The 25,006-nt window shown below is 66.9% G+C and carries 22 protein-coding genes and 1 tRNA gene; 15 read left to right on the forward strand and 8 right to left on the reverse strand.

Annotated elements, in window-relative coordinates; genetic code table 11:
* Positions 1–146 precede the first annotated feature (146 nt).
* The 3 genes from J6U32_RS09090 to J6U32_RS09100 form a co-directional block, all read right to left on the reverse strand.
* Complete coding sequence (locus J6U32_RS09090; RefSeq protein WP_432276987.1) at positions 147–2,249, reverse strand: heavy metal translocating P-type ATPase; 2,103 nt, start codon at positions 2,247–2,249, stop codon at positions 147–149.
* A 127-nt stretch (positions 2,250–2,376) separates the two neighbouring features.
* Entirely contained in the window at positions 2,377–3,273 is an 897-nt protein-coding gene (locus J6U32_RS09095) for an MscL family protein (RefSeq protein WP_208794849.1), read from the reverse strand.
* A gap of 238 nt (positions 3,274–3,511) precedes the next feature.
* A complete protein-coding gene (locus tag J6U32_RS09100; RefSeq protein ID WP_208794850.1) occupies positions 3,512–4,168 on the reverse strand; it encodes an SAF domain-containing protein in 657 nt (218 codons plus the stop codon).
* 218 nt (positions 4,169–4,386) lie between these two features.
* Between J6U32_RS09100 and nhaA the strand changes: the two genes are divergently transcribed.
* The 3 genes from nhaA to J6U32_RS09115 all read left to right on the forward strand — a co-directional run bounded on the left by nhaA (position 4,387) and on the right by J6U32_RS09115 (position 6,808).
* Positions 4,387–5,697, forward strand: a complete 1,311-nt coding sequence (gene nhaA / locus J6U32_RS09105; protein ID WP_244332735.1) for a Na+/H+ antiporter NhaA — start codon at positions 4,387–4,389, stop codon at positions 5,695–5,697.
* A 103-nt stretch (positions 5,698–5,800) separates the two neighbouring features.
* The gene (locus tag J6U32_RS09110) at positions 5,801–6,148 is read left to right on the forward strand and encodes an FmdB family zinc ribbon protein (RefSeq protein WP_081482552.1); all 348 of its coding nucleotides are present in this window, start codon (positions 5,801–5,803) and stop codon (positions 6,146–6,148) included.
* Between the two features lie 135 nt (positions 6,149–6,283).
* Positions 6,284–6,808 (forward strand): hypothetical protein, encoded by a 525-nt coding sequence (locus tag J6U32_RS09115; RefSeq protein WP_208794854.1) that lies wholly within the window; start codon positions 6,284–6,286, stop codon positions 6,806–6,808.
* Positions 6,809–6,861: 53 nt separating this feature from the next.
* Here the strand turns inward: J6U32_RS09115 and J6U32_RS09120 are convergent, their stop codons facing one another.
* Positions 6,862–7,446, reverse strand: coding sequence for a 5-formyltetrahydrofolate cyclo-ligase (locus J6U32_RS09120; protein WP_208794856.1), 585 nt, complete (start codon positions 7,444–7,446; stop codon positions 6,862–6,864).
* Positions 7,447–7,591: 145 nt separating this feature from the next.
* On the opposite strand from J6U32_RS09120, the gene J6U32_RS09125 reads away from it, so the two are divergent.
* The 3 genes from J6U32_RS09125 (at position 7,592) to J6U32_RS09135 (ending at position 10,718) form a co-directional block, all read left to right on the forward strand.
* Positions 7,592–8,542 (forward strand): UTP--glucose-1-phosphate uridylyltransferase, encoded by a 951-nt coding sequence (locus J6U32_RS09125; protein WP_035728732.1) that lies wholly within the window; start codon positions 7,592–7,594, stop codon positions 8,540–8,542.
* A 145-nt stretch (positions 8,543–8,687) separates the two neighbouring features.
* Positions 8,688–9,992, forward strand: a complete 1,305-nt coding sequence (gene glp / locus J6U32_RS09130; RefSeq protein WP_208794858.1) for a molybdotransferase-like divisome protein Glp — start codon at positions 8,688–8,690, stop codon at positions 9,990–9,992.
* 69 nt (positions 9,993–10,061) lie between these two features.
* Positions 10,062–10,718 carry a GNAT family N-acetyltransferase gene (locus tag J6U32_RS09135; protein ID WP_208794861.1) on the forward strand — a complete coding sequence of 219 codons (657 nt, stop codon included), beginning with the start codon at positions 10,062–10,064 and terminating at the stop codon, positions 10,716–10,718.
* Positions 10,719–10,769: 51 nt separating this feature from the next.
* On the opposite strand, the gene J6U32_RS09140 is transcribed toward J6U32_RS09135, so the two are convergent.
* Positions 10,770–11,564: a hypothetical protein gene (locus J6U32_RS09140; protein ID WP_244332737.1), complete on the reverse strand. Its 795-nt coding sequence runs from the start codon at positions 11,562–11,564 to the stop codon at positions 10,770–10,772.
* A gap of 169 nt (positions 11,565–11,733) precedes the next feature.
* On the opposite strand from J6U32_RS09140, the gene J6U32_RS09145 reads away from it, so the two are divergent.
* The 4 genes from J6U32_RS09145 to sepX all read left to right on the forward strand — a co-directional run bounded on the left by J6U32_RS09145 (position 11,734) and on the right by sepX (position 15,752).
* Positions 11,734–12,999, forward strand: coding sequence for a sensor histidine kinase (locus J6U32_RS09145; RefSeq protein WP_208794864.1), 1,266 nt, complete (start codon positions 11,734–11,736; stop codon positions 12,997–12,999).
* Positions 12,996–13,658 (forward strand): response regulator, encoded by a 663-nt coding sequence (locus J6U32_RS09150; protein WP_208794866.1) that lies wholly within the window; start codon positions 12,996–12,998, stop codon positions 13,656–13,658. The genes J6U32_RS09145 and J6U32_RS09150 overlap by 4 nt, the downstream gene beginning before the upstream one ends.
* Before the next feature lie 32 nt (positions 13,659–13,690).
* The gene (locus tag J6U32_RS09155) at positions 13,691–14,347 is read left to right on the forward strand and encodes an SIMPL domain-containing protein (RefSeq protein ID WP_208794868.1); all 657 of its coding nucleotides are present in this window, start codon (positions 13,691–13,693) and stop codon (positions 14,345–14,347) included.
* 136 nt (positions 14,348–14,483) lie between these two features.
* Positions 14,484–15,752 carry a divisome protein SepX/GlpR gene (gene sepX, locus J6U32_RS09160; RefSeq protein WP_208794870.1) on the forward strand — a complete coding sequence of 423 codons (1,269 nt, stop codon included), beginning with the start codon at positions 14,484–14,486 and terminating at the stop codon, positions 15,750–15,752.
* On the opposite strand, the gene J6U32_RS09165 is transcribed toward sepX, so the two are convergent.
* A complete protein-coding gene (locus J6U32_RS09165; protein ID WP_208794871.1) occupies positions 15,709–16,479 on the reverse strand; it encodes a hypothetical protein in 771 nt (256 codons plus the stop codon). The genes sepX and J6U32_RS09165 overlap by 44 nt on opposite strands.
* Positions 16,480–16,585: 106 nt before the next feature.
* Here J6U32_RS09165 and J6U32_RS09170 point away from each other — a divergent pair.
* The 5 genes from J6U32_RS09170 (at position 16,586) to J6U32_RS09190 (ending at position 21,557) form a co-directional block, all read left to right on the forward strand.
* A tRNA-Ala gene (locus J6U32_RS09170) sits at positions 16,586–16,658 on the forward strand.
* 65 nt (positions 16,659–16,723) lie between these two features.
* Positions 16,724–17,029, forward strand: coding sequence for a nucleotidyltransferase family protein (locus tag J6U32_RS09175; protein WP_208794873.1), 306 nt, complete (start codon positions 16,724–16,726; stop codon positions 17,027–17,029).
* 31 nt (positions 17,030–17,060) lie between these two features.
* Positions 17,061–17,384: a HepT-like ribonuclease domain-containing protein gene (locus tag J6U32_RS09180; protein WP_208794874.1), complete on the forward strand. Its 324-nt coding sequence runs from the start codon at positions 17,061–17,063 to the stop codon at positions 17,382–17,384.
* Positions 17,385–17,488: 104 nt separating this feature from the next.
* Positions 17,489–20,218: an AfsR/SARP family transcriptional regulator gene (locus tag J6U32_RS09185; protein WP_208794876.1), complete on the forward strand. Its 2,730-nt coding sequence runs from the start codon at positions 17,489–17,491 to the stop codon at positions 20,216–20,218.
* An 88-nt stretch (positions 20,219–20,306) separates the two neighbouring features.
* Complete coding sequence (locus J6U32_RS09190; RefSeq protein WP_244332739.1) at positions 20,307–21,557, forward strand: alpha/beta hydrolase family protein; 1,251 nt, start codon at positions 20,307–20,309, stop codon at positions 21,555–21,557.
* Positions 21,558–21,606: 49 nt separating this feature from the next.
* On the opposite strand, the gene J6U32_RS09195 is transcribed toward J6U32_RS09190, so the two are convergent.
* Complete coding sequence (locus J6U32_RS09195) at positions 21,607–24,009, reverse strand: PEP/pyruvate-binding domain-containing protein (RefSeq protein ID WP_208794880.1); 2,403 nt, start codon at positions 24,007–24,009, stop codon at positions 21,607–21,609.
* Positions 24,006–25,004, reverse strand: a complete 999-nt coding sequence (locus J6U32_RS09200) for a TIGR03617 family F420-dependent LLM class oxidoreductase (RefSeq protein WP_208794889.1) — start codon at positions 25,002–25,004, stop codon at positions 24,006–24,008. The genes J6U32_RS09195 and J6U32_RS09200 overlap by 4 nt, the downstream gene beginning before the upstream one ends.
* Positions 25,005–25,006: the final 2 nt, after the last annotated feature.

The raw sequence follows: 25,006 nt of genomic DNA on the forward strand, positions 1-25,006 counted from the left end.
CCCGCACGGCGCCACGGTTGCTCGATTAACCGTGAGCCGGCCGAGTGTTGCCGACGGAACCGACATTAGGCCCGCGACCTTGGGAGTCGTTCGGGGAAACCTGTGAAAGCGCTGGCCGGTCGATCGCGCCGCCCGATGTGGTCGAATCATCCGTTTCCAGTGCGCTGGTGCAGGATTCGGCGAGTGCTCGCCTCGGGTGAGATGTCGAGCCGGCGCAGCAATTGGGCGTTCAGCGCCACGACGACGGTGGACGCCGACATCAGGATCGCGCCGACGCTCATCGGCAGCACGAAGCCGATCGGCGCGAGGACGCCGGCCGCCAGCGGCACCGAGATCAGGTTGTATCCCGCTGCCCACCAGAGGTTCTGCTGCATCTTGCGATAGCCCGCACGCGACAACTCGATCACCGACAACACCGAGCGGGGATCGGAGGAGGCGAGGATGACGCCGGCGGAGGCGACCGCGACGTCGGTGCCCGCACCGATCGCGATGCCGACGTCGGCTTGTGCGAGAGCGGGGGCGTCGTTGACGCCGTCGCCGACCATGGCGACCCGATGGCCCTCGCGCTGAAGCTCAGAAACCGTGGCGGACTTGTCTTCTGGACGTACACCCGCGTAGACGCGGTCGATGTCGAGCTCGGCGGCGACGCTGTCGGCGACGGCCTGTGCATCTCCGGTGACCATCACCACCTGCACGCCGAGGCGGTGTAGGGCGTCGACCGCCTGCCGCGATTCGGGGCGGACCTCGTCGGCGAGTCGCAGTGCGCCGATCACCGCGCCATCGGCGACCACGTGCAGGATGATCGCGCCCTGCTCGCGCCAGTCGTCGGCGACGGCGAGCTCGTCGAGTCCCATCTCGTCGAGCATGCGTGGACCGCCCACCCGGATCGTGCGGCCATGTACCACTGCGGTGACGCCGATGGCCGGAGACGATGAGAAGTCCTGTGCGGGTGCGATGTTCAGTTCCTCGGAGCGAGCGGCCTGGACGATTGCGCGGGCCAGGGGGTGTTCGCTGCCGGATTCTGCGGAGGCCGCAGCGGCGAGTACGTCATCGGTGGAATGGTCCGGCGTCGGCTCCACGGCGGTGACCGCGGGCTCGCCCTTCGTCAGCGTGCCCGTCTTGTCGAACAAGACCGCGTCGACGGTCCGCATGGACTCGAGCGCCAAGCGGTCCTTGATCAGCAACCCGCCGCGCGCGGCCCGTTCGGTGGCGATCGCGACGACCAACGGGATGGCCAGTCCCAGCGCGTGCGGGCAGGCGATGACGAGTACGGTGATGGTGCGGACGACGGCATCGTCGGGCATGCCGAGTGCGACCCACACAATCGCCGTCAGAACGGCTGAGCCCAGCGCGAACCAGAACAGCCAGCCGGCGGCGGTGTCGGCGAGACTCTGTGTCCGCGAGGATGACGCCTGTGCTTCGGCGACGAGTCGTCCGATCCCTGCCAGGGCCGTGTCGTCGCCGATCGCCGAGACCTCGATCCGCAGACCGGAATCGGTGGCGACGGTGCCTGCCACCACCGAATCCCCGACGCCCCGCGTGACCGGCGTGGATTCGCCGGTCACCATCGATTCGTCGAGGTTCGCCGACCCGTCTAGGACGACACCGTCGGCGGGTATCGATCCGCCAGGGCGTACGAGCACCACGTCGCCGACGACGAGGTCGGCCGGCGCGACGCTCACGGTCTTCCCGTCGACCACCTTCTCGGCGGAGTCCGGGAGCAATGCCGCGAGCGAGTCGAGTGCTGATGTCGCCTGCGCCAGCGAACGCATCTCGATCCAGTGGCCGAGCAGCATGATGACGACGAGAAGTGCCAGCTCCCACCAGAAATCGAGCTCGTGGTCGAGTAGATGCAGGGTCGATCCCCACGACGCGACAAACGCGACGGTGATCGCGAGCGCGATCAACAGCATCATCCCCGGAGCGCGGGAACGGATCTCGCCGACCGCGCCACCGAGGAAGGGTCGACCTCCCCACAGATAGATCACGGTCCCGATCACCGGCGATACCCAGCGCACCCAGTCGGCGGAGGGGAGCGAGTAGCCGATCAGGTCGGCGAACATGCCGCTGAACACCACGGTCGGGATCGCGAGCGCCAGCGTGATCCAGAAGAGCCGGCGGAACACGGCGACATGATCTCCGTGCCCGGCGTGACCACTCATCGCACCGTGACCGGAATGGCCGGCGTGTGCTGAGCGCGTGTGTTCCGGGTGATCGGTGGTGTTCCCTTGCTGGTCGTGCTGCTCCATGCCGCCGACCATATACCCCTAGGGGGTATGTCGCAACGATGCTCTGGACTGTGTGAATCGGGTTCGGTCAACGCTGAAGGCCCGCATCCCTTTCGGGATACGGGCCTTCGGTGGAGGTGCGAGCGACTCAGCGGGAGTGGCGGCCGGGGCCGTCCGGCGGATAGTCGCCGGGATACTGCTCCCCGGGGTACTGCTCGCCCGGATACTGCTGACCGGGCGGCGGATAGTTACCCGGAGGATAGTTGCCGGGCGGCGGGTAATTGCCGGGCTGTCCGCCGGCGGGCGGGTAGTTGCCCGGCGGGGGATAGTTGCCCGGCGCGGGGGACGGCGTCGGCGAACCCGGTCCCGGATACGGCGTGGTTCCCGGCCCCTGGCTGGGACGTTCGGGCGGAGTGAACGGTCCCGACGGTGCCGGATCGGAATATGGTGCGGGCGGCGTGCTGATTCGCTTGGTCGTGGTGTCGACGGCATTACCTGCGCCGGGATCGCGTTCCGACGGTCCGCCGGGGACACCGGTGGGCGGCCCGGACGGATCACTGAGGTGCGGCGGAAGAATCGACTGCGCCTGCTCCTTGGCTGCCGAGCTCGATCCCTCGGGAGCCAGATAGTCGCGGATTTCGGTGAGCAGCGAGATCTCGGTGGCCTCGGCCTCGTCGGGCTTCTTGCCCAGCGATGCGAGCTTGTTGTACGGAACGATGATGATGAAGTAGATGACGGCGGCGACGATCAGGAAGTTGATGATCGCGGCGATCAGCGCGCCGAAGTCGAGGAAGGTCGCCTGGTTGTCGGTGATCTTGAAACCGAGCCCACAGACCGACACCGGGTTGTTGACGGCGGTCTCGCCGGCCTTTGTGGTCGATCCGCCACAGTCGCCCTGGCCGGTGGGGATCGCCGCCAGCAGCGGATTGATGATGCCGGTGGTGAACGCCGTGACGATACCGGTGAACGCGGCGCCGACGATGACCGCTGTGGCCAATTCGACGACGTTGCCTCTGAGTATGAAATCCTTGAAGCCCTTGAGCACTTCCGGTCCTTCCTGATCGGTCTTCGGTGCCGGGTATTCATGCCGTGACGCCCATGGGTGGGCACGGACCTTTAGAAAACTCTATCCAGGATCGTAAACGAGACTGAGTATTTCGCTCAGTGAGTCGACAAGACGCGCGACAGTAATTGTGTTCAGTGGGTCGTGGTGCCACCCGGGATGCGGGTGTCGCCGTCGGCGTCGGAGTGGCCTGATCGGTCGGTGCCGACAGCGCGCGAGGTCAGTGCAGAACCACCGCGAGTGGCACGTCGAGCCCTGCTCCGGCAACTCGATGAGCTGCGGTTTCGGTCATCGCGAGCAAGATCGGCGGGTTTGTCGTCGCGCGCGTCGGCGTCGTCGGGCCCGCACCGGGAACCAGTGCGACGATGGCACCCGCGGCCAGGATCTGTGCCTGAGCGTTGAGCACGTCCACGAGATCCCCGGCCCGCAACAATGATGCGACCGTGTCGTCGGCGAGTCGGACCGGAACCAGCCGCGCGTCGGCCCGTCCGGTCAACTCCATCGGCAGGCGCGGCGACAACAGCCGCGACTCGGTGACGATCTCTCCGGTGCGTACCGGGCCGGTCACCGTATGCGACTCGCCGTCGGCGGTCAGCCGTAGCGCTCCGTCGGGCACGAGGTCCACCGGAATGCGGAGTTCGCGCAGGTCGGTGCCGGTCACGGTGTGACCAGGCAGCAGATCGCGCGCTGCCACCAGGACAGGCGCATCGTTCTTCGCTCGCTGACCGGTGACGCCGACGACGACGGCCACCGACACCAGTAGCAGCGCTGCGCTGCGCCGGATCATCACCGATCGTGCCCAGCCGGGACGCAGGACGTGAGCGACGCGATCCCGCAGTCGTGGCCCGAGAGCCGAACCACCTCCGAAGACATTCATGACGGGCAAACTAGCGGTACTCGGCGCGCCCGACCCGGCTCGAGTGACGCCCTGTGGACAAAAGGCTTGGGGGCCTTGTTCTTCCACAGGGTGGACCTCCCGGATTGGACGTGGGCCCTTGTGAACTGGGAGAATGGCACCCGGTGTGCCGGGAAGTCTGGTCGGCTCCGCGCTCGCGATGAGCCGGATTCTTGCCGACGAACGATCAGGAGCCGCCCGTGACGGACCCCGACAACACCTGCACCGACCCCCACGCCGAGTCGGATCCCGCCAAGACCGGCCACACACCCTGGCGAGTTGCCGACCGACGAGCACGCCTGCGGCGGGTACTCGCCCTCGACACCACCAGCGGCATCCTGCTGTTGACCTTCGCGGCAATCGCGATCGTCTGGGCCAACACACCCTGGCGCGAGGCCTACCACCATCTACTCGCGATCGAGATCGGCCCGGAGTCACTCCACCTGCACCTGACGCTGGCGCAATGGGCGGCCGACGGTCTGCTCGCGATCTTCTTCTTCGTGGTCGGTGTGGAACTCAAACACGAGTTCGTCGCCGGGGGACTGCGGGATCTGCGGCTCGCCGGTGTGCCGATCGCGGCCGCGGTCGGCGGCGTGGTCACTCCTGCACTGGTGTATCTGCTGGTCGTGGGCACCACGTCGGACGATCCGTCCGCGCTGCACGGCTGGGCGACGCCGACGGCCACCGACATCGCCTTCGCCCTGGCGGTCCTCGCCATCTGCGGGCGCGGCCTGCCGCTGGCGCTGCGCACCTTCCTGCTGACGCTGGCCGTTGTCGACGACCTACTGGGCATCATCGTGATCGCCACCGTCTACACCGACACCATCGATCTGCTGATGTTGGGTGCCGCGGTGCTCGTCGTCGTTGTCTTCGCACTCGCGGTGCGGGCGCCGCGCACTCACTGGTGGTTGCTGTTGCCGCTGGCGCTGGCGGCGTGGGTGTTGATGCACGTCTCCGGGGTACACGCCACGGTCGCCGGCGTGCTCCTCGGATTCGTGGTGCCCGCCAATCCGATTCGCGGTGAGAAGCTGAGCCGTGCAGAGCTCTTCGACGAGACTGTACGGCCCTGGTCGTCGTCGGTGGCGCTACCGGTGTTCGCCTTCGCTGCCGCCGGGGTCTCTCTCGTCGGCGCCGGCGGTGCGCTGGTGGAACCGGTCTCGCTCGGCATCGTGGCCGGCCTGGTGCTCGGAAAGATCGTCGGCGTGCTCGGCGCGACCGCGGTGATGACCCGATTCACGCCGCTACGACTGCCCGATGCGATCGGTCTGCGTGATCTCGTACCGATCGGCATGCTCACCGGTGTCGGATTCACCGTCGCCTTGCTCATCTCGGAACTGTCGTTCGAAGACGGTGAGCATGCGGCGCCGGCCAAGGCCGCCGTCCTCATCGGCTCGGTGATCGCCGCAGCCCTCGCCGGGCTGCTGTTGCGCTGGGACGCGCGCAAGACCCGCGACCCCGACATGAACCGCGACGGCATTCCCGACCGCGACATCGAGGTCATCGGCGGATAACCTTCCTGACCAGCACAAACCGCGTCTACTGGCACTCGGAATGTCCGAGTGCCAGTTTCGGTTAAACTGATCGAGGTTCCTACGTTTCCTGTGGAGGTTTTCGGTGCCCACTTACTCGTATGCGTGCACGGAGTGTGACAACAAGTTCGACGTCGTGCAGTCGTTCTCCGACGACTCGCTCACCGAGTGCCCTCAGTGCACCGGACGGCTGCGCAAACTGTTCAACTCCGTCGGGATCGTCTTCAAGGGCAGCGGGTTCTACCGCACCGACTCGCGCAACGGCTCGTCGTCGTCAGAGAGCAGCAGCTCCTCGGAAAGCAAGTCCGACTCGTCGTCGAGTTCCTCCTCGGACTCCTCGAGCAGCAGCACCAGCTCGTCGTCGAGCAGTGACTCCAAGTCGTCGTCGAGCTCCTCGAGCAGCACCAAGGCAGCGACACCCGCCTCGGCCTGACGGAGCCGGATTGACTGGCGACGAGATGCTGTGTCGATCGTTCGGGTGAAATTTCGAAATCGGCGGCAAATGCGCCGGATTTACCTGATTTCTGTATTCGCCGGGGTTGTCCTGTAGGCACACTCTGATAATTTCGTGTGGGTCACGTCCCAAACCTTGGAATGGGCGACGCAAACCACAAAGGAGTGTTCACGCATGGCAGCCAGCAAGACTCGTCGAAATGTCCGTGTCCTCGGAGCGACCGCCGCGATCGCCGGCGTGGGTGCGCTCACCGCGGCGATGGCCGCACCTGCCTCAGCAGATGTGACCGGCGTATCGATCACGACGCCGTCCGGCTTCGCGTTGAGCTCGGGCAGCTTCGGAACGTCCTGCTCGTACACCGTGTCGGCGGATATCAACAATTCGCAGGCCGGAGCGCCGTCTGTGGTGTTCAAGGCCGCCAAGGCAGGTGGCTCGACATCGACGATTGGAACCGTAACCTTCAACCAGGCAGGTCCAACCACCGTGACTGCTACGTGGAAGCCGACGTCGAAGGGCGTCTACACCATCACCGCAACACAGAACGGCGTCAGCCAGTCGACGACAGCCAACGTCACCGGCACCGGCATCCAGCTTCCTGCCCCACTCGGCAATGGCAACTGCCTCGTCCTGCCGTTCTGACACCTTCGCGAAACTCTGACAAGGGAGCCACGACACTCGTCGTGGCTCCCTTGTCATGTAGGTGGCGACAGCCGCGTGAACCCACCACCCGGCGTCAGCACCCACTCCATCGGCACGTCGTAGGCGTCGGCGGGTAGGTCGTCGAGCAGCTCGTGGTCGTAGACGATGCCGACGAGTGTTGCCCGAATGCCGGCGATGCTGCGGTCGTAATAGCCTGCGCCACGGCCCAATCGCGCCCCGGTGCGGGCGACTGCCAGCGCTGGGACAAAGACGACGTCGGCGTCTGAGATCGCGTCGACGCCCAGCCGCGGGCCGGTCGGCTCGAGAAGTCCGAACCGACCCCTGGCCAGCGAGTCCCGTGCGTCGTAGCGCACCCAGTCCAGCGGTGCCGGCGGCCCGGGCGGCACCACCGGCAACAGCACTGTGCAGCTGTGGCCGCGCAGCGCGTCGAGGAATGCCACCGACCCCGGCTCGGCGCCTACCGGAACGTATGCCGCGGCCGTCACCGTGTCGTCGAGCAGCACAGGGCTCGATGCGAGGTGGGTGACGAGCCGAGTCGCCGCGCGGTCACGATCCTCGAGGGTCAATGCTGCTCGCCGGGCTGCGAAGCCGGCCCGCAGTTCGTCCTTGCCCGCCACGGATTCTCCTTCGCCGCCGATCGCTGTCGCCGCGCGTATCGTAGCGCTGACCAGGTGTGACACCGGTCTCGGTGGCGGCGATCTCCCAGCGTTCGCGCATCGCATCTGTGGCTGCTTCCCGGCAACCGACATTAGGGTGTTTCTCATGACCAGCGTGAGTAATTCGACGACCGAGATTCCCGAGTACCACGACGTACCCGACACCCCGCCGATCCCACGTACCGCGGTGGTCCCGGCCGCGGGCCTGGGCACTCGATTCCTGCCGGCGACCAAGACGGTGCCCAAGGAGTTGCTGCCCGTCGTCGATACCCCCGGCATCGAACTCGTCGCCGAGGAGGCCAAGTCGGCGGGCGCCGAACGGCTGCTGATCATCACCTCGCCCGGCAAGGACGGCGTGGTCGCGCACTTCGTCGAAGACCTGGTGCTGGAGAACACCCTGGCCAAGCGCGGTAAGGCGGCGATGCTCGCCAAGGTTCGCAAGGCGCCGTCGTTGCTCGATGTGGCCTCGGTGATCCAGGAGAAGCCGCTGGGCCTCGGCCACGCCGTCGGGTGCGTCGAGGACTACCTCGACGACGATGAAGACGCGATCGCGGTGCTGCTGCCCGACGATCTGGTGTTGCCCGGCGGGGTGCTCGAGGTGATGGCCCGGACCCGGCAACGGCGCGGCGGATCGGTGCTGTGTGCCATCGAGGTCCCCGGTGACCGGATCAGCGCCTACGGCGTCTTCGACGTCGAGGACCTGCCCGACGCCAACAACCCGAACGTCAAGCGCCTCAAGGGCATGGTAGAAAAGCCCGCACCCGAGGATGCTCCGTCGAATCTCGCGGCCGCCGGCCGATACATCCTCGACCGCAAGATCTTTGACGCGCTGCGCCGCATCAAGCCCGGTGCGGGTGGCGAACTGCAGCTGACCGACGCGATCGCCCTGCTCATCGAGGAAGGCGAGCCGGTGCATGTGGTCGTCCATCACGGCACCCGTCACGACCTCGGCAACCCCGGCGGCTACCTGAAAGCGGCCGTCGACTTCGCCCTCGACCGCGACGACTACGGTCCCGACCTGCGCGAGTGGCTCACCGAGCGCCTCAAGCAGGACTGACCCGCCCCCTCTGGTGTCGGGTATGCGGCCCTCCGCGCGCCTGACACGCGTGCGCCTGCCCGACGACTAGCCTTTACCCGAAGGTCGACCGGCAGGTACCCCGGCCGATGAGAATGCGCGCGGGCCGGCGGCGGAGTGAGGTGAGATGCGTTCGGTTGAGGATCATCTGTCGTTGGTGACGGCCGCGGCGGTCGCCCCGCGTCCGGTGCGTGTGGCGATCTCCGAGGCCCAGGGTTTGATGTGCGCCGAAGAGGTCGTCACCGAACACCCCATGCCAGGGTTCGACCAGGCCGCCGTTGACGGATACGCGGTACGGGCGGTCGACGTGGCACTCGCCGGTGTAGGCGCACCCGAGGATCTCGACGAATTCGACGCCGGTGGTGCCGACCTCGTCGACCTCGAGGCGAACGAACCGATGATCGTGTCGCTGCCGGTCGTCGGGGAGGTCTCACCCGGCGCCCGCACCCCGACCCGCCTGCAACCGCGGCAGGCGGTGCGCGTCGAAACCGGTGCTCCCATGCCGACTCTCGCCGACGCGGTCGTGCCGTTGCGGTGGACCGACGGCGGGGAGTCGAAGGTCAAGGTCGGCCACGGCGTCGAGAGCGGCGACTACGTGCGACGCGTCGGCGACGACGTGCAGCCCGGTGACGTCGCCGTCCGTGCCGGGTCGATCATCGGGTCGGCGCAGGTGGGTCTGCTCGCCGCCGTCGGGCATGCGCGCGTCATGGTGCATCCGCGTCCGCGGCTGTCGGTGATCTCCATCGGTTCCGAACTCGTCGACATCGACCGCACTCCCGGACCCGGACAGATCTACGACGTCAACAGCTACGCCCTCGCCGCGGCCGCCCGTGATGCCGGCGCCGACGTCAATCGAGTGGGCATCGCCGAACGCGACAGCTCACGCATGCGGGAAGTCGTTGAAGCGCAACTCATCCGGTCGGAGATCGTGGTGATCTGCGGTGCGATCGGCGGACAGGCGGGCGGCGCGGTCGTCGATGCGCTCAGTGATCTCGGAGACCTCGAGATCGTGCGGGTGGCCATGCACCCGGGCTCGGTGCAGGGCTTCGGCCGGCTCGGCCGCGACGAGGTGCCCACCTTCTTGCTGCCGTCCAATCCGGTCAGTGCCCTGGTGTCGTTCGAGGTGATGGTGCGTCCGCTGATCCGCATCGCCCTGGGCAAACGGCAACCGATGCGCCGGGTCATCAAGGCACGCACCATCGGTCCGATCGCGTCGGTCAAGGGCCGCAAGGGATATCTGCGCGGACAACTGATGCGCGACGAACGCTCCGGTGAATACCTCGTGCAGGTACTCGGGGCGTCACCGACCGGATCGAGTCATCTGCTCGCCGAACTCGCCGAGGCCAACTGTCTGATCATCGTCGAGTCCGACGTCGAGGAACTCGGGATCGGCGACGAGGTGGAGGTCGCCTTCCTCGCCCAACGCGGCTGATGCCGACGAGTCGGCGCGCGTGCCGGTTACCTCCGCGCCGGGTGATGGTCACCGCATAGACTCCCAGATGTGTTCAGGTGGCTGAGTGGTGAGCCGGTCAGTCCGGGGTGGCCGGCGACGCTGGGACCTCTGGGGACCAAGGCGGGCGCGGTGACGATACGGCCGGTGAAGTTGCGAGACGCCAAGGACTGGAGCGAGCTGCGCATCCGCAACCAGAACTCGTTGATGCCGTGGGAACCGACGGGCGTCGGATCGTGGGCGTCGCGTCATCAGGTCTCGTCCTGGCCGCCGCTGTTCGCGGTGCTGAAATCCGAGGCCAAGCGAGGGACGTTGTTGCCGTTCGTGATCGAACTCGACGGTGTCTACATCGGCCAGCTTACGGTCGGCAACATCCAACGGGGCGCGGTGCGCACCGCATGGATCGGCTACTGGATCGACGCCGGCCACGCCGGGCAGGGCATCACCACCGCGGCCGTCGCGCTCGGCGTCGACCACTGCTTCGGTCCGGTCGGGTTGCACCGGCTCGACGCGACCGTCCAACCGGACAACGTTGCCTCCCAAGCGGTGTTGAGCAAGATCGGGTTCCGACGCGAGGGGCTGCTCGAGCGGTACATGGACGTCAACAAACGCTGGCGTGATCATTTCCTCTACGCCCTCACCGCCGAGGAGATCACCGGCAGCGCCACCGAAACCCTCGTGCGGTCGGGGCGGGCGGCGTTTCTGTAGCCGATTTGCCGCGGGCGTGGGTCGACGGGCGCCCGTCATCCACCGAAGAACTCAGCCACCGAAGAACACTGCCAGAGCCTGTGCCGACTCGGCGGCCGAGCTGATATTGGCGGCGCAGACCACTCCGGTGGCCAGCGCGACGAGCGTCAACGCTCCGGCACAGGCGAGCGGTCGTGTCCGGGCGCCGCGGGGTGCAATTGCCGCGGCACGAAGAGCGACGCCGGCCGCGCCGAGAACACCGACGGTGAGCACGCCGGCGATCACCGCGAATGCCGTGTGGTATCGGGCGAAGTCGTCGACGAGAACCTGCAACGGTGCCGAGAATCCGCCGCCGACGGATGCCATGAGTTCGGTGTGCGCCTGACTCGCGATCGCGAGGATCGTCGGGTCACCGCTGCCGGAGAGGAAGGGCAGTAGCGAGGACAACGGTGCGATCGCCCCCTGGACGTTCGCTGCCACGATGACGAGAGCGACCGCGGCGACGGCAGCGGCCGGTAGCACCCGCAAGGGTCGGCGGCGCGTGGGTGCGCTCGTTCCCCGGTAGAGGGCGATGGTCAGTCGAGATGCGGCGACGAGTAACGCCAGGCCGATCACGGCTTTCGCGATGTGAAAGCGCCGCCAGTCGTCGACGAGAGCCGTCAGATCGGCGGGTGGTGCGCCCGATCCGCTCGTCCAGAAATGGGCGAACGCCGAGCCGAATGCCGTTGCCATGGCGTCGGGGCCGGAGCCGACGAGCAACCAGGGGGCGAGCATCGTCGCCGCAGCGAGCGCGGCGGTCAGCACGCCGAGGGCGACGGTCCGGGTGGTGCTCGTCGTCGGAGTCGGGTGGTGGCGATGAGTGTGCATGACGGGCAATGACTTTCGTTCGGTGATCGGGGACCGCACCATGGTGGGCCCATCGGCTGGTGCGGCACATCGGCAGTGGGAACGATGTGTGGGTCCTCCGCGCGGACGAGTTCGGAACCGTTCGCGAGGAGGACGCCTCCTGCGGACTCGGGGTCTACAGTTGGCTCCGATGCCGACCCAGATTGCCGAGACCGTGCGTCGATGGCGCGCGTGGTGGATGACCGACGCCGGTCCGGGTGCCGCGGCATCCGACGGCTCGCTTGCCACGCGCATCGGCCGGTGGTTACGTATCGGTGCGACGTCGCCGGCGGCGTCGGCGATCGTTCCCGTCGCGGTTGTGCTGGCCTGTGCCGCAATCCAATTGAGTCAGCGTGGCGGCCCGACTGCTGCTCATCCGGGGGCCGCGCTGCTCGTGAGTGTGCTGCTGGCGCTCCCGCTGTTGGTGCGGCGTCGTCTTCCGGTGACGGTGTTCGCGGTGCTCGCGCTCGTCGCTTTCGTGCAATGGGCCCTCGACCTTCGGCTGGTGGCCGACATCGCTCTGCTGATCGCTGTGTACACGGTGGCGGCGGCGTATCCGGCGCGCACGGCCTGGGCCGCGGCCGCCGTCGTCGAGGTGGGTGCGGTGTTGGCGGTGCTGCGTTGGCAGGCGAGTGGTGACCGCGTCGAATCCCTTGTGCTGTTGACCGGGCCGTTGATCGCCGCGGTGTGCGCCGGGATCGCGGTGCGTAACCGCCGCAATGCGATCCTGGCCGCCGCCGACGGTGCCCGACGACGCGAACATGAACGGCATCAGACCGAACTGCTCGCGGCCGCGCACCACCGGCAGCAGATCGCTCGGGAGATGCATGACGTGGTGGCACATGGTCTCTCGGTGATGGTCACGCTGACCGAGGGGGCGCTGGCCACCGGGGATCGCGACCCCGCCGCCACGCAGGACGCGATGAGGCGCGTCGCCGACACCGGCCGCGAGGCGCTCGACGACATGCGCGACCTCGTCCGGGTACTGCGCGCCGACGAGCTGCCGCGCCGACCGCAACCCGGTGTCGACGACGTCGAGACCCTGGTGAATGAGTGTCGGCGCACCGGAGTCGACATCGAGTTCGTCGTCGAGGGAACCGCGACCGATGTATCCGCGCCCGAGGGGCTGACCGTGTATCGCATCGTGCAAGAAGCCCTGACGAACGTGCGAAAACACGCTGACGCGAGCACGGTTCGCGTGAACCTGGTCTACCGCGACGACGCGATCGACGTCGAGATCGTCGACGACGGGCGCAGCTCCGGGGGCTCGGCCGAGCCGGGGTTCGGACTGACCGGGATTGCCGAGCGTGCGGCACTCCACGGCGGTCGCACGGAGTCCGGACCCCTGGTGGGCGGTGGTTGGCGGGTCTGGGCGTGCATCCCGACACGACGGGTCGCGGCAGGCGCCGACCGATGACGATCCGGGTGGCCATCGTCGACGATCAGGAACTCGTCCGGCTCGGGCTGCGGATGGTCTTGCAGGCCGCCGACGGCATCGAGGTGGTGGGGGAGGCCGCCGACGGCGACGAGGCCGTGGCGCTCGCGGAGTCGTGCGCTCCCGACGTGATCCTGATGGATGTGCGGATGCCCCGGATGAACGGTGTCGAGGCGACCCGGCAGGTGGTGGCCCACCGCCCATCGGTGCGGGTGCTGGTGTTGACGACATTCGACGTCGATGAGTACGCCTTCGACGCCATCCGCGCAGGAGCGGCCGGGTTCTTGCTGAAAGACGTGCGTGGCGCGGAGTTGGTCGATGCGGTCGTGGCCGTCGCCCGAGGTGACGCGGTGATGTCCCCGCGTATCACGCGAGCCCTGGTCGATGCGTACGCCGCGACTCCGCCCGCACGCACCGCACCCGACCCGGCTCCCGTCGACGACCTGACCGAACGCGAACGGCAGGTGGTCGTCGCGGTGGCTCGTGGACTGTCGAATCGAGAGATCGCGTCGGAGTTGTTCGTCTCCGAGACGACGGTGAAGTCGCACGTGGCCAACATTCTCGCCAAGCTCAACCTACGCAACAGGATTCACGTGGTGATCTACGCCTACGAGCGTGACCTGGTGCGACGCGATGGATGAGCAGACGGCGTCGGGTTCCGTAGCATCGGGCCATGACGCAGCTGGAGATCATCGTCCGCGGCAACGCCGACGGGAAATACGCGCCCGAGCGGGCAGTGGTGCACCTTCGGGTGGCGGTGTCGGGGAGTGAACGGGAAGCGGTGTACCGCGACGCGATCGAGGTGCATGCGCGTCTGATCGCGACGCTCGACGAACTGGCCGGTACCGACGCTGTGGCGACGTGGTCGAGCGACACCGTGCATGTCTATTCCCATCGGCCCTATGACGCGAAGGGCAAGCTGCGAGACCTCGTGTACTCCACCAACATCGGCGTCGACATCGAGTTCGCCGACGTCGACGCGTTGGGCGGGTTCATCGACGTGTGGGCGCAGGAATCCGGGGTCGACATCGCCGGCGTGCGGTGGGCGCTCACCCCGGAGAGCCGGCGTCGGCACGAGGGGGAGTTGCGGCGCGCGGCCGTCGAGGATGCGGTACTCAAGGCGCAGGCCTACGCCGATGCGGTCGGGCGCGGGCCGGTCACCCCGACCCAACTCGCCGACCCGGAGATGCTCGACGCCCACCAGCCGATGCCCCGGGCACTGCTGGCCGCCGGCGCGCCCGCCGGCGACGGCGGCTCGCCATCGCTCGACCTGCGATCCCGCGACATCGAGTTGTCGGTGACCGTCGACGCGCGCTTCATCGCCGAATGACCAAGCGCGTCCGCTGAGAAGTGCATGTGAACTGGACTGATTCGGGTGTGCCCCGGCGCGTCTGCGCAGGATGCGGCGCGTCCGCACCTAGATTGTGGAGTGGCCCGGTGTAACCAGAGTGAAGAAAGGGAGAGCCATGCCGAACTCCGTCCTGTGGATCTGCCTCGTTGCGGTGTGGCTCTTCGTGTTGGTGCCGATGGTGATCAAGGGTCGCCCGCAGACCAAGAAGACCACCGAGGTCGCCAAGGCGACCCGTCTCCTCCATCGTGGTGGCACCCGAACCCGCAGCACCCGGCGGCGGCGCGCGGCCGGTGCACACCCGCACGACCCGAGCTACGTCGCCGAACGCACGACCGCTCGTCGCTCGGCGGCCGCCGTTCTCGACGCCGAGGACGATGCCACCGAGGACAATGTTGCCGGTGACGGCGACACCGTCGATGGCGACGCCGAAGACTTGACTGCACAAGCGGATTCGTCGGTTCACTCCGACGCCGACGAGGTGCTTACCGGTGACGTCGAGACCGACGAAGCCGACGACACCGAGGACGCAGTGGCCGAGAAGGTCACCATCACTCGTGTCGAGGTCGATGTCGTCGAGGTCGAGGTGGACCTGCTCGACGAGGACGAGGACGACGAACTCGACGACGAGTCGCAGTACGAGGACGCCGAACTCGACGACGAGTACGACGATGACGAGAACGCCGAGTTCGACGATGACTACGACGAAGATGCCGAGTATGACGACGAGGACGCCGAGTACGAGGACGATCTCGACGGTGACTACGAGGATTCCGAGTACGACGAGTATGACGATGACGACTACGACGACGAACTAGATCTCGAGGACGAGGTCGACGAAGAACTCGAAGGTATCCGGAAGCGTCGGGAGGCAACACCTGCCGCGGCGAAGGAAACGGTTCCGGAGGTCAAGCAGGACAGGAAGTCTCGTCGTCGGAGTGCGTACACGATCGATGCGACCGGCGACGCGTTGCGCTACAAGGAGCGCCAGCGGGTCACCCTGGCACTCGCGGCAATGGTCATTGCGGCCATTGTCTGCGGTGTGCTGTTCGGCCAATATGGCTGGATCGCCACCGGGGTGTCGGGCGTGCTGTTCGTCGGATACCTGTTCTACTTGCGGCGAACCGTCAAGGCAGAGCAGCAGATTCGGGCCCAGCGCATCGCCCGCGCACGTCGCGCCGCGAAGGCCGACGCAGAGCGCGAGCGCCGCGAGATGCAGACGCCGGAGTTCGCTGCCGCCCCACCGCCGCCGCGGCTACGTCGTCCCGGTGGTGCGGTGGTCCTCGAGATCGACGACGAGGACCCGGTGTTCGACCATCTGCCGCCGTTCCAGCGGCGTCGCGTCATGCGCGAGGACGAGGACTTCCGGCAGGCCGCCGCCGGCTGACATCCAGCGACTCCGGGTGCGCGACAATCCATTCGCGTCCCGACCGGACGGCGCGGCACAGCGCCAGCCGTTCCCCGATGTAGAGCGACGGCGCTCCCAGTAGCGGAACCCACGACAGCGTCGAGAACGGTCGGGGCGGCTGGGGGCGTCGACTCATCTGTGCGTCGACCTTGCGCAGGATCTGCGCGATGTCCCACAGCAGACGCAGCGCCGATCGCTTCGAGGTTGCGTTCTCCGGGCCGACCGGTGTCACCGACGCCGGGAGAGCGTCATCGGGGAGGTCGCGGTCGCACAGCACCGACGCGAGCAGGCGGATCTGCCACGCGCGATCGGTGACGCCGTACTCGCGGGCGATCGCGACGAGGACCGTGGCCTGATTGGCGAAGCCCAGCGGAGTTGCCAGGGGCAACACCTTGGCCCACGCGCCCAGTGCGCCGGGATAGGCGACGGCGATGGTGTTGACGGTGCCGAGCCGACTGATCCACCAGTCGGCGCGGTCCTTCATCGACAGCTCCGTCCAGCCCTTGGTGCCCGGCCAGTCGGCGACGTCGAGCGCCTTGGCAACGGTGTGCTGGACTGCGGCGATCCCCGAATGGTCGCCCTCGTCGAAGGTGTGTGCCTTCAGTCCCAGCGGGTCCCGTTCGGCCAGCACGTCGAGGAGCGGATCGATCACCGCGATCGCTGCGTCCAACGCTCTTGCCAACTGCTCATTCTTCATCTCGGCCACGAGGTGCAGGATAGCGGCACGAGGTCACGACACGGTGTGACCTGGCGTTTGTGAGGTGCGCGGGCGGTGCTGCTAGAGTGTCAACGGTCGGTTTCCGGACCGGCACGGGGCTATGGCGCAGTTGGTAGCGCGACTCGTTCGCATCGAGTAGGTCAGGGGTTCGATTCCCCTTAGCTCCACTGAGATCTCGTTTGCAGGTCGGTCTGATTGTCGAAATGCGGCTCGGAGTCTGAGAGACTGAGGCATGACCACCGCGATCCCGCTCGACGCTGAGGCGATCGCTGGTGTATGCGTCCGGTATGGCGTCAAGCGGTTACGCGTCTTCGGTTCGGTACTGACCAAGCGCTTCGATCCGGGCCGGAGCGATGTCGATTTCCTGGTCGAGTTCAAGAGCGGCCGCGAGAACGTGTTTCATGACTACTTTGACCTCAAAGCGGCGCTTGAACAGATCGTCGGGCGTGATGTGGACTTGGTGGTGGCCAACGCGGTGAAGAATCCCTATGTCGCCAAGTCGATCTTCGACAGCGCTGAAGATGTCTACGCGGCCTGACAACAGCACAGCGGGATACATCTGGGACGCGTTGACCGCAGCGCAAAACGTTGGGCTGATCGTCGCCAATGTCCCGATTGAGCGTTACATCGGTGACTTGTTGGTGGAGTCTGCGACCGAACGTCAGATTGAGATCGTCGGGGAAGCCCTTCGCAACCTTCGGCGGGTTGATGAGGACCTGGCTGCACGAATACCGCACGTACACAAGATTATTGGCATGCGTAACGTCCTTGTGCATGGGTATGCCCAGGTAGACAGTTCCATCGTGTGGACAGCAGCGACGATGGACGTGTCGGACCTGATACCGGTACTGGAGGCACTGCTCAGCGAGTCAGAGAACGAGCTGGGGCAATAGACGACTTTCCCGGCGTCGCAGAGGCAAAACGAAGTCGGGGTGAGTGACCAGGAGCAGCAAGTGAAGAATCCAGTCGCATCGAGTAGCTCTGCGCGAGACCCGTCATGTTCGTGATCCGGGATCTCGGCGAGATGGTGGTCTGGCGGGATGGTGTCATTGTCAATCCTGGCGGCACCAAACCCCGGACGATTCTCGCGCTGCTGTGTGCTCACGCCGGGAGGCCGGTCCCCGCGTCTACGCTCATTGCCGAGGTGTGGGGCGCCGACGCCCCGGCAAAGACCCAGCGGGCGCTGGAATCGCAGATGTGGCGGTTGCGGAAAGCATTGGTACCGGAGGGCTTTCCGCCGGTGATCATCACCGAACGCGCCGGGTATCGGCTCGATCTCGCTGAGGTGTCGGTGGACTCGATCGATTTCGATGCCGCCGGCGTCGCGGTGCTCAGCGGTGCTGTGGTGGACCCGTCGGCACTCGACGCGGTGCTCTCGACGTGGCGCGGCGAGCCGTTCACCACGGCTGCGCCCTCCCCAGGCCTCGATCAGGCCCGTCGGCAGCTGGACGTCATCCGGACAGCGTTGCTGACCCGTCGGGCCGATCTGAGCGCGGAATCGGGTCAGCACCATCGGGCGATCGACGAGGCCCAAGCATTGATCACCCGGGACCCGCTCGACGAGCACGCGTGGGCGCTGAAGATCGCGGCCCTCGCCGCGACCGGCCAACGCGCCGAGGCGTTCACCGCGTACCGCGACGCTCGCGAACTCCTCGCGACCGAACTCGGCGTCACCCCGGGAGACGAGATTCGTGCGGCTCATCGCCACGCTCTCGGCCAGCACAATAGGAGCGTCAGACGGCTCCATCTGCCGTCGCAACACACGTCGTTCGTTGGGCGCGCCGCCGAACTCGCCGAGACCGTGCGGTTGCTCGAATCGGAACGCGCCGTCTCGCTCGATGGCATCCCGGGTGTCGGCAAGACGCGCCTGGCGCTGGAAGCGGCACGGCGCGTTGCCGATTCGTTCGACGATGGCGTGTGGTTCATCGACCGGAGCACCGATGCGGGCGTGGCCGAGACCGTCCTCACCACGATGCGAATCCAGCCCGCGGCAGACTCCACCGCAGGTCTCGATCAGGTGTGTGATCATCTGGCGACGATGTCAGTGCTACTTGTTCTCGACGGCCCCATGTCGTCCGAGGACGTCGACGTTGTCGACGCGATCCTGCAACGTTGCGCCGCAGTGACGATTCTCGGCTCGAGCGGACCAATGGGGGTACGGGGCGAGCGGGTGCTGACCGTGCACCCATTGACCGTCCACATCGGTCGCACCGGCGGCCCGTCACCCGCTCAGCAACTTCTCGTCGACCGTATCCGCGTTGCCCGTGGCGTCTTCGATCCCGACGCCGCCGACCTCGACGATCTCGACCGGATCTGTACGGCGATGGGTGGATTGCCACTGGGTCTCGAACTCGCCGCGGCCCGGATGGCGACGTTCTCGGTGCGGGAAGTGGCCGACCAATTCGGAAGTGCGGTCCCCGAGCCGATCGACCGCGCTTTCCGGCTGGCCTACGAGTCCCTGGATGTCGGCCTGGCGCGCCGGTATCTCCGCCTCACCGCTCTGCGCAATCCGTTCACCTCGGCGCTGGCCGAAGCCGTGTGCGGCGCCGACGTCGCCGATGATCTGGCCGAACTCTGTCGCCGCTCGTTGTTGTGGCCCATCCGCGGTGACCGACTCCGGCCGACCCGATTCACCATTCTCGACACGATCGCCGAGCACGCTCGAGTACTGGACCGACCAGCTGCACTCGAGGCGGTACGACGACGAGACCACGCAGTCACCGCGATTCTGGCCACGACTCCGATGCACAGCACCGTGTCCTCGGCGCGAGACCTCGCCCGCGTCGACAATGATGTCTCCACGGTGCTCGCCTTTCTCGAGTCCGTGGTGAGCGACCCCGCTCGCCTCGACACCCACATCGACCTGATCGAACAGCTCGGCCCGTACTGGTACCTCCGCCGACGTCTCGCCGCCGGTATCCGCTTGCTCCGCATCGCATCCGAAACCTGTTCGCGGGGCAGGTGTTCGGCGCGTACGAGCGCGATGGTGACTGCCTGTTTCGGTGCAGCGTTGGCATTCAGTCAGCAGACTGCCGAAGCGCACCGGCATCTGACCGCACTGTCACCCGATGACCTCGACACGGCGATCGTCGTGGACGACCCGGACCCCGACGTCGGCTGCCGGCGCTTCGCCTTTCTCGCCCTGGCGAGTTGGACAGGTGACGACCACGCCCTGGCGAGCATCTTCGCACAGCGGGCTTGGGACGCACTGGCCACGGGTTCTCGCGAGGCAGCCATCGTGACCGCAACCAAAGCTCTGTGCGAGCTGACGGCCGGCAACGTGGCGGAAGGCACGCACCATGCCCACACCGCACTCGCGCTCGGAGCCGAACTGGGCGATCCACTGGCCATCCATCTCGCGGCCGTGATGCTGGGTATCCGAGCTCTGATCAGCGGCGACACCCGCATGGGACTTCGCTGGAATGACCAGGCGTTTCACGCGTACCTCGACGCCGGGGGCGTACAGATCTGTGACACGGTCGAACAGCGCGGCAACCACCTGGCCGCGGCCGGTGAGGTGAACCGCGCCGGCCGGGCGTTCGCGGTCGCACGCACCTACGCGCTGGACGCGGGCATGGAGTGGCCGCGCCATCCGTTCACGCACGACGCCATCCGCCGGTGCCGCGACGACGAGAACACGGCCTTCGACCAGGGGTGGCGCGCAGGTATTGCCGATGCTCGAGACGCACTCGTCATGGGTGATCACGAGCGCTTCGCCGGCATGTGAGCGTTTTGTGAGGACCGTACGGTCTTCTTGTCACATCACGACCAGGGTCGACGGACCTCGTGATTCGACATCCACCGTGGAGGTACTCATGACACAGCACCTGGCGATGTCCGACGAAGAGTTCGACGGACAGTTCAGTCGCACACTGCAGGCCGCGGCCGTCGGCGCCGCCGATCTCGGCGAAGCCCACGCCACCGCTGACCTGATCGGCGGAAGGTACAACACGCAACGCTGGTACACCCACTGGATGGCCCGCGCCGAATCGGCTCGGGAATCCGCCGAGACAGCACACGTCACCGGCCACCTCATCACCGCCCACCAGTCGTACCTTCGTGCCAGTGAGTACTACCGGCAGGCGTACTACTTCCTTCGTGCCGATCTCGACGATCAGCGATTGCACGACGCCTATCACGCGCACTGCGACACCTTCCGTCACGCCATGGAACTGTTGCCGCACACCTCGGTGCCCATCGTCGCCGACGAGGTCGCGATTCCGTACGCCGACAATCGGTCCACGGTCGGCGGCCGCACCGACATTCACGCCTGGCTCTTCCGGCCGGTGACCGACCCGAATCGACTTTCTCCGACCATCGTGATGCCCTGCGGATACGACTCCACCGCCGAATCGGGATGGATCTTCGCCCAAGGCGCGCTCGCGCGTGGGTACAACGTTCTCAGCGTGGAAGGACCAGGCCAGGGAGCGTCACTCTATCTGCACCGCATCTTCTTTCGACCGGACTACGAGCACGTCCTATCGCCGATCGTCGACTGGCTGAGCGCCGCACCAAGCGTCGACCCCCAACGGATCGTCGCCATGGGCCGTTCCTTCGCCGGGTATCTCATCCCACGTGCGGTCGCCTCCGAGCCCCGCATCGTCGCGATGATCTGCGACCCCGCCCAACCCGACATGGGGGCGAAGATCCCCGGTGGCTGGAAGGGCCGTATCGCGGCACCGCTCATGACGGTACTGAGCCGGGTCAGCCGGAAACGGGCCGACTTCTTCGGTGCACGCATGGCATCCCACGGAGTGCGTACCGTTGCCGACTACCTCGCGGAACTCAGGACCTACACTATGACTGATCGGGCCGCCGACATCGGTTGTCCCACACTGATCATGGAATCTCCCGGAGATCCTGTCGGTGGGCACGGTGCGGAGCTCTACAGTGCATTGGCCGTCGAACACAAGACGATATGCACGCCCGTGGCGGGTACCGGCATCGCCGGACACTGCGGCGGCCGGGGGCAGAAAGCGTGGGACGCGGTCGTTTACGACTGGCTCGACGACTGTCTCGCAGGCGTCGATTCGGCAACCCTCGGCGCGTCCGGAGCACCACGATGATCTGTGAACCGTCCTCGACCGGGAACCTGGTGTGGGCCGGTTCATGACGTCAAGGGTTCCTGATATCGCCAGGGTCGTCGTGATCGACCCGAACCACGACCCCGCGGTCCCCATCCACTCGCACTCGGTCACCGGTCCGGAGCAGGTGAGTGCCGACCAGGGTGTTCACGACGCAGGGTAAGCCGTATTCGCGGGCTACCACGGCGCCGTGGGAGACCGAACTCCCGATGTCGGTGACCAGAGCGGCGATCACGGTGAAATACGGCGTCCATCCGACGTCGGTGACCGGCGCGACGAGGATCTCCCCGGACCGGACATCACGCGCCTCACCGATCGTCTTCGCCACTCGCACTGTGCCTTCCACGACACCTCTGCTCGCCGGTCGACCCACGATCCGATCGTCGGCGACGTCACGTTCGGCGACGGTCAGGCGCGGGGACGGACGCCCGACCGAGACGTCGTCGAATTCGAGGGAGTCCTGAAACGCCAACGCTTCTCGTCGTCGGATGGCGCTCTGTACGAGGTCGGTGATGTCCTCGGCGTCGACGACCCGCCGCAACTCGGCTCGGTCGAAGAAGAAGACGAGATCGGCGTCGGGGAGCCGTCCGCTCTCGGCGAGCACCTCGCCGAGATGGCGGTAGCCCCGCTTGAGTTGGTGGGCCATCAACGCCATCCGCGATTTCGTTTCCTCGCGTCCACGCGCGCCGCCCTGCGCCAGGCGTGCCAGGAGGCGAATCGTCGGCGAGGAGTGCTCGGGTGTCGGGGCGCGGCTCGGTTCCCGACCGGGCCGCTCGGTCGTCGATCGCACCATGACCTGCATCATCGTCCCCAGCCCGGCGGGATCGTCGGCCCAGGACGGGTCGCGCATGCACAGTTCGCGGTATCCGCGGTGGCCGTGGCGCTCCAGGAACTTCCGCAAGGCGACTCCCGCGTCCCCGGGCGCCGCCTGCAAGGCGGTGACCGCGTCTTCCGGTGTTGCGGAGAGGAATTCGTCGGCGATGGCTGTGTCGGCCGCGATCGTCTGCACGACCTCGTCGAGTTCGGCGAGCGTCTCGGCGCTCTCGACCCCCGATGCCCCTGACATGAGGCGGGCGGCCTGAGCTTTGCCCTCGTCCTCATCACGGCCGTCGGTGACCACCCGGCGAACCATCACGCTCTCGAGGACATTGGCCGCGACGGCCGCGCGTGACGATGAACGGACGTGTGTGAGCGTGATGTCGCAGTACAACTGCACGCCGTCGTCCAACTGCCGCAGCACGGCCCGTGGGTCCGAGCTGGTCGGAACACGGAAACCGGCGATGTCAGAAGGCATCCGGCGGATCGCCGGCCCCACCGTCAGCGCATGGGTGGTCAGCCTGATCGTGCTGCCGAGCTTGCGCAAGAATGGTTGTGCCGGTTTCGGTTCCAGCTCATCGACCACGCGGCCGCAGATCGAGGTCGAGAACTGTTCCAGCGAGTTCCCCAGAATCCCGGAACTCAGCGCCGTGCCCTCGGTGAGGTTGAGGAACATGTGGCCGTAGAAGTATCCGACCTGCAGCCACGGCGTGTGGTAACCCTCCTGTGCCCGCGCGACGACCTGAATCGTCTGCATCGCATAGTCGATCGCGAACCCGGACACCGATGCGGTCAACGGGCAGAACGCACCCGGCATCATCTCGCCGATGTTGCACCGCGTGTACACGTGGTCGGCGCCGGCGACGGGCGAGTCCATCTCGTTGAGATCACCCGGCAAGGTGGTGATCGGCCGGGCCTGCAGCCACCAGAGGTTGCCCGACCGGTCGATGGCCCACTCGAGGTCCATCGGCATACCCCATTCGTGTGCCGCGCGCAGCGCACCCGCCCTGATCAGGTCGATCTCCTGCGGTGACAACACCGGAGCGGCAACGTATTCCGCGACCACCGGTGCACCCTCCTTGTCGAGGACGAGGTGATCGGGAGCCGAGGTCCCGTCGACCAGCGACTCACCGAGTCCGGCGACGGCATCGATCACCATCAGGTCGCGGCGACCCGACGCCGGGTCCGCGGTGAACACCACTCCGGCGGCCCGCGCGTCGACCATTCGCTGAACGACCAGATTCATGGTTGCCGCGGTGTGACCGCTGTAGGCGGACGCGCGTGCGGAGTGCACCGAGGCGGCGCACGTGTGGATGGCCTCGGTCAAGGCGTCGATGGAGTCGACGCCGAGCACGGTGTCGTATTGGCCGGCGAAGGACTGTTCGCTCCCGTCCTCCCCGGCCGCGGAGGACCGTACGGCCACCGGAGTCGTTCCGGCGGAGGCCATCTCGCCGAACCGGGCCGTCACGCGGTCGAGAGATCCGTCCACCGAGGCATCCGCGACCACGAAACCGACCGGGACGGGCAGCCCCAGAGCGCGCAGACGTGCAAGGCCGGCGGCCTTGCCGCCGTACCGGTCGTCGGTGATGTCGTCGAACTCGACGGTGGCCGCTGTCATCGGGAACCGCCCAGCGCATCAACGATTTCCGCGAGTGCCTCGACCGCGATCGGGCGTGGCTGGTAGAGACAGATGCTGTCGGAGACACCGTCGACGCGGTCGCGGATGTGCGCGGCGATCTCGGCGGGCGTCCCGCATGCGGCGATGGTGTGCAGCATCTCGTCGTCGATGAGCGCAGCCATCTCCTGCCAACGCCCCTGTTTGGACATCGCATTGAGTTCGGGCTGCAGGTCGCCCCATCCGTGCGCGTCCAGCACAGGTCGGTATGCGGGGGTGGAACCGTAGAAGGCCAGCAACATTCGCGTCGAGGTGTGGTCGTCGTCGTGACCGGAGGCGACCGACACGATGATCTCGGGGATCACCGTGAACTCGTCCGCGCTCCGCCCGGCCCTGGCAAGGCCGTCGCGTACCGCGGGCAGCGTCGTGCCGTGCAGAAAGCGTGTGGACCCGAACGGCATCACCAACAGACCGTCGGCCACCTCGGCCGTCGCACGGGTGAGCCGAGGACCCAACGCGCCCAGATAGATCGGTGGCGGCCCATACGGGTTGGGGCCGGGGTTGAACGTCGGGGTCATCAGCGTGTGGCGATAGAACTCACCGCGGAAGTTCAATCGTTCGCCGTCGTTCCACGTCGCGAAGATCGCACGCAATGCACCGACCATCTCCGTCATGCGCTCGACCGGCCGATCGAACTCGGTACCGTAGCGTTTCTCGATCTGTGCGCGCACCTGGGTGCCGAGCCCCAGGACGAACCGTCCCTTGCTGAGCAATTGCAGGTCGTTGGCCTGGTGGGCGAGTTGAATCGGGTTGCGCGGGAAAGCGATCGCGACGTTGGACATGAGGTCGAGGCCGTCGACCGACGAGGCCAGCACCAGGGGAGTGAACACATCGAACGGCCCCTCGAAGGTGAAGACGCCGGACGCGCCGGCCTCCTTCAGGAGGTTCGCCCGGTCCACGGCGTCGGTGGGTCCGAAGAGTGCGGTCATGATCTTCATGG

The sequence above is a fragment of the Gordonia polyisoprenivorans genome (assembly GCF_017654315.1).
GTDB lineage: Bacteria > Actinomycetota > Actinomycetes > Mycobacteriales > Mycobacteriaceae > Gordonia > Gordonia polyisoprenivorans_A.

What these genes read in the sequence shown, in the direction of transcription:
- J6U32_RS09090 (WP_432276987.1), bottom strand. Translation starts at nt 2,249, where the DNA reads ATGGAGCAGCACGACCAGCAAGGGAACACCACCGATCACCCGGAACAC.
- J6U32_RS09100 (WP_208794850.1), bottom strand. Translation starts at nt 4,168, where the DNA reads ATGAATGTCTTCGGAGGTGGTTCGGCTCTCGGGCCACGACTGCGGGAT.
- J6U32_RS09125 (WP_035728732.1), top strand. Translation starts at nt 7,592, where the DNA reads ATGACCAGCGTGAGTAATTCGACGACCGAGATTCCCGAGTACCACGAC.
- glp (WP_208794858.1), top strand. Translation starts at nt 8,688, where the DNA reads ATGCGTTCGGTTGAGGATCATCTGTCGTTGGTGACGGCCGCGGCGGTC.
- J6U32_RS09140 (WP_244332737.1), bottom strand. Translation starts at nt 11,564, where the DNA reads ATGCACACTCATCGCCACCACCCGACTCCGACGACGAGCACCACCCGG.
- J6U32_RS09145 (WP_208794864.1), top strand. Translation starts at nt 11,734, where the DNA reads ATGCCGACCCAGATTGCCGAGACCGTGCGTCGATGGCGCGCGTGGTGG.
- J6U32_RS09150 (WP_208794866.1), top strand. Translation starts at nt 12,996, where the DNA reads ATGACGATCCGGGTGGCCATCGTCGACGATCAGGAACTCGTCCGGCTC.
- J6U32_RS09155 (WP_208794868.1), top strand. Translation starts at nt 13,691, where the DNA reads ATGACGCAGCTGGAGATCATCGTCCGCGGCAACGCCGACGGGAAATAC.
- sepX (WP_208794870.1), top strand. Translation starts at nt 14,484, where the DNA reads ATGCCGAACTCCGTCCTGTGGATCTGCCTCGTTGCGGTGTGGCTCTTC.
- J6U32_RS09175 (WP_208794873.1), top strand. Translation starts at nt 16,724, where the DNA reads ATGACCACCGCGATCCCGCTCGACGCTGAGGCGATCGCTGGTGTATGC.
- J6U32_RS09185 (WP_208794876.1), top strand. Translation starts at nt 17,489, where the DNA reads ATGTTCGTGATCCGGGATCTCGGCGAGATGGTGGTCTGGCGGGATGGT.
- J6U32_RS09190 (WP_244332739.1), top strand. Translation starts at nt 20,307, where the DNA reads ATGACACAGCACCTGGCGATGTCCGACGAAGAGTTCGACGGACAGTTC.
- J6U32_RS09195 (WP_208794880.1), bottom strand. Translation starts at nt 24,009, where the DNA reads ATGACAGCGGCCACCGTCGAGTTCGACGACATCACCGACGACCGGTAC.
- J6U32_RS09200 (WP_208794889.1), bottom strand. Translation starts at nt 25,004, where the DNA reads ATGAAGATCATGACCGCACTCTTCGGACCCACCGACGCCGTGGACCGG.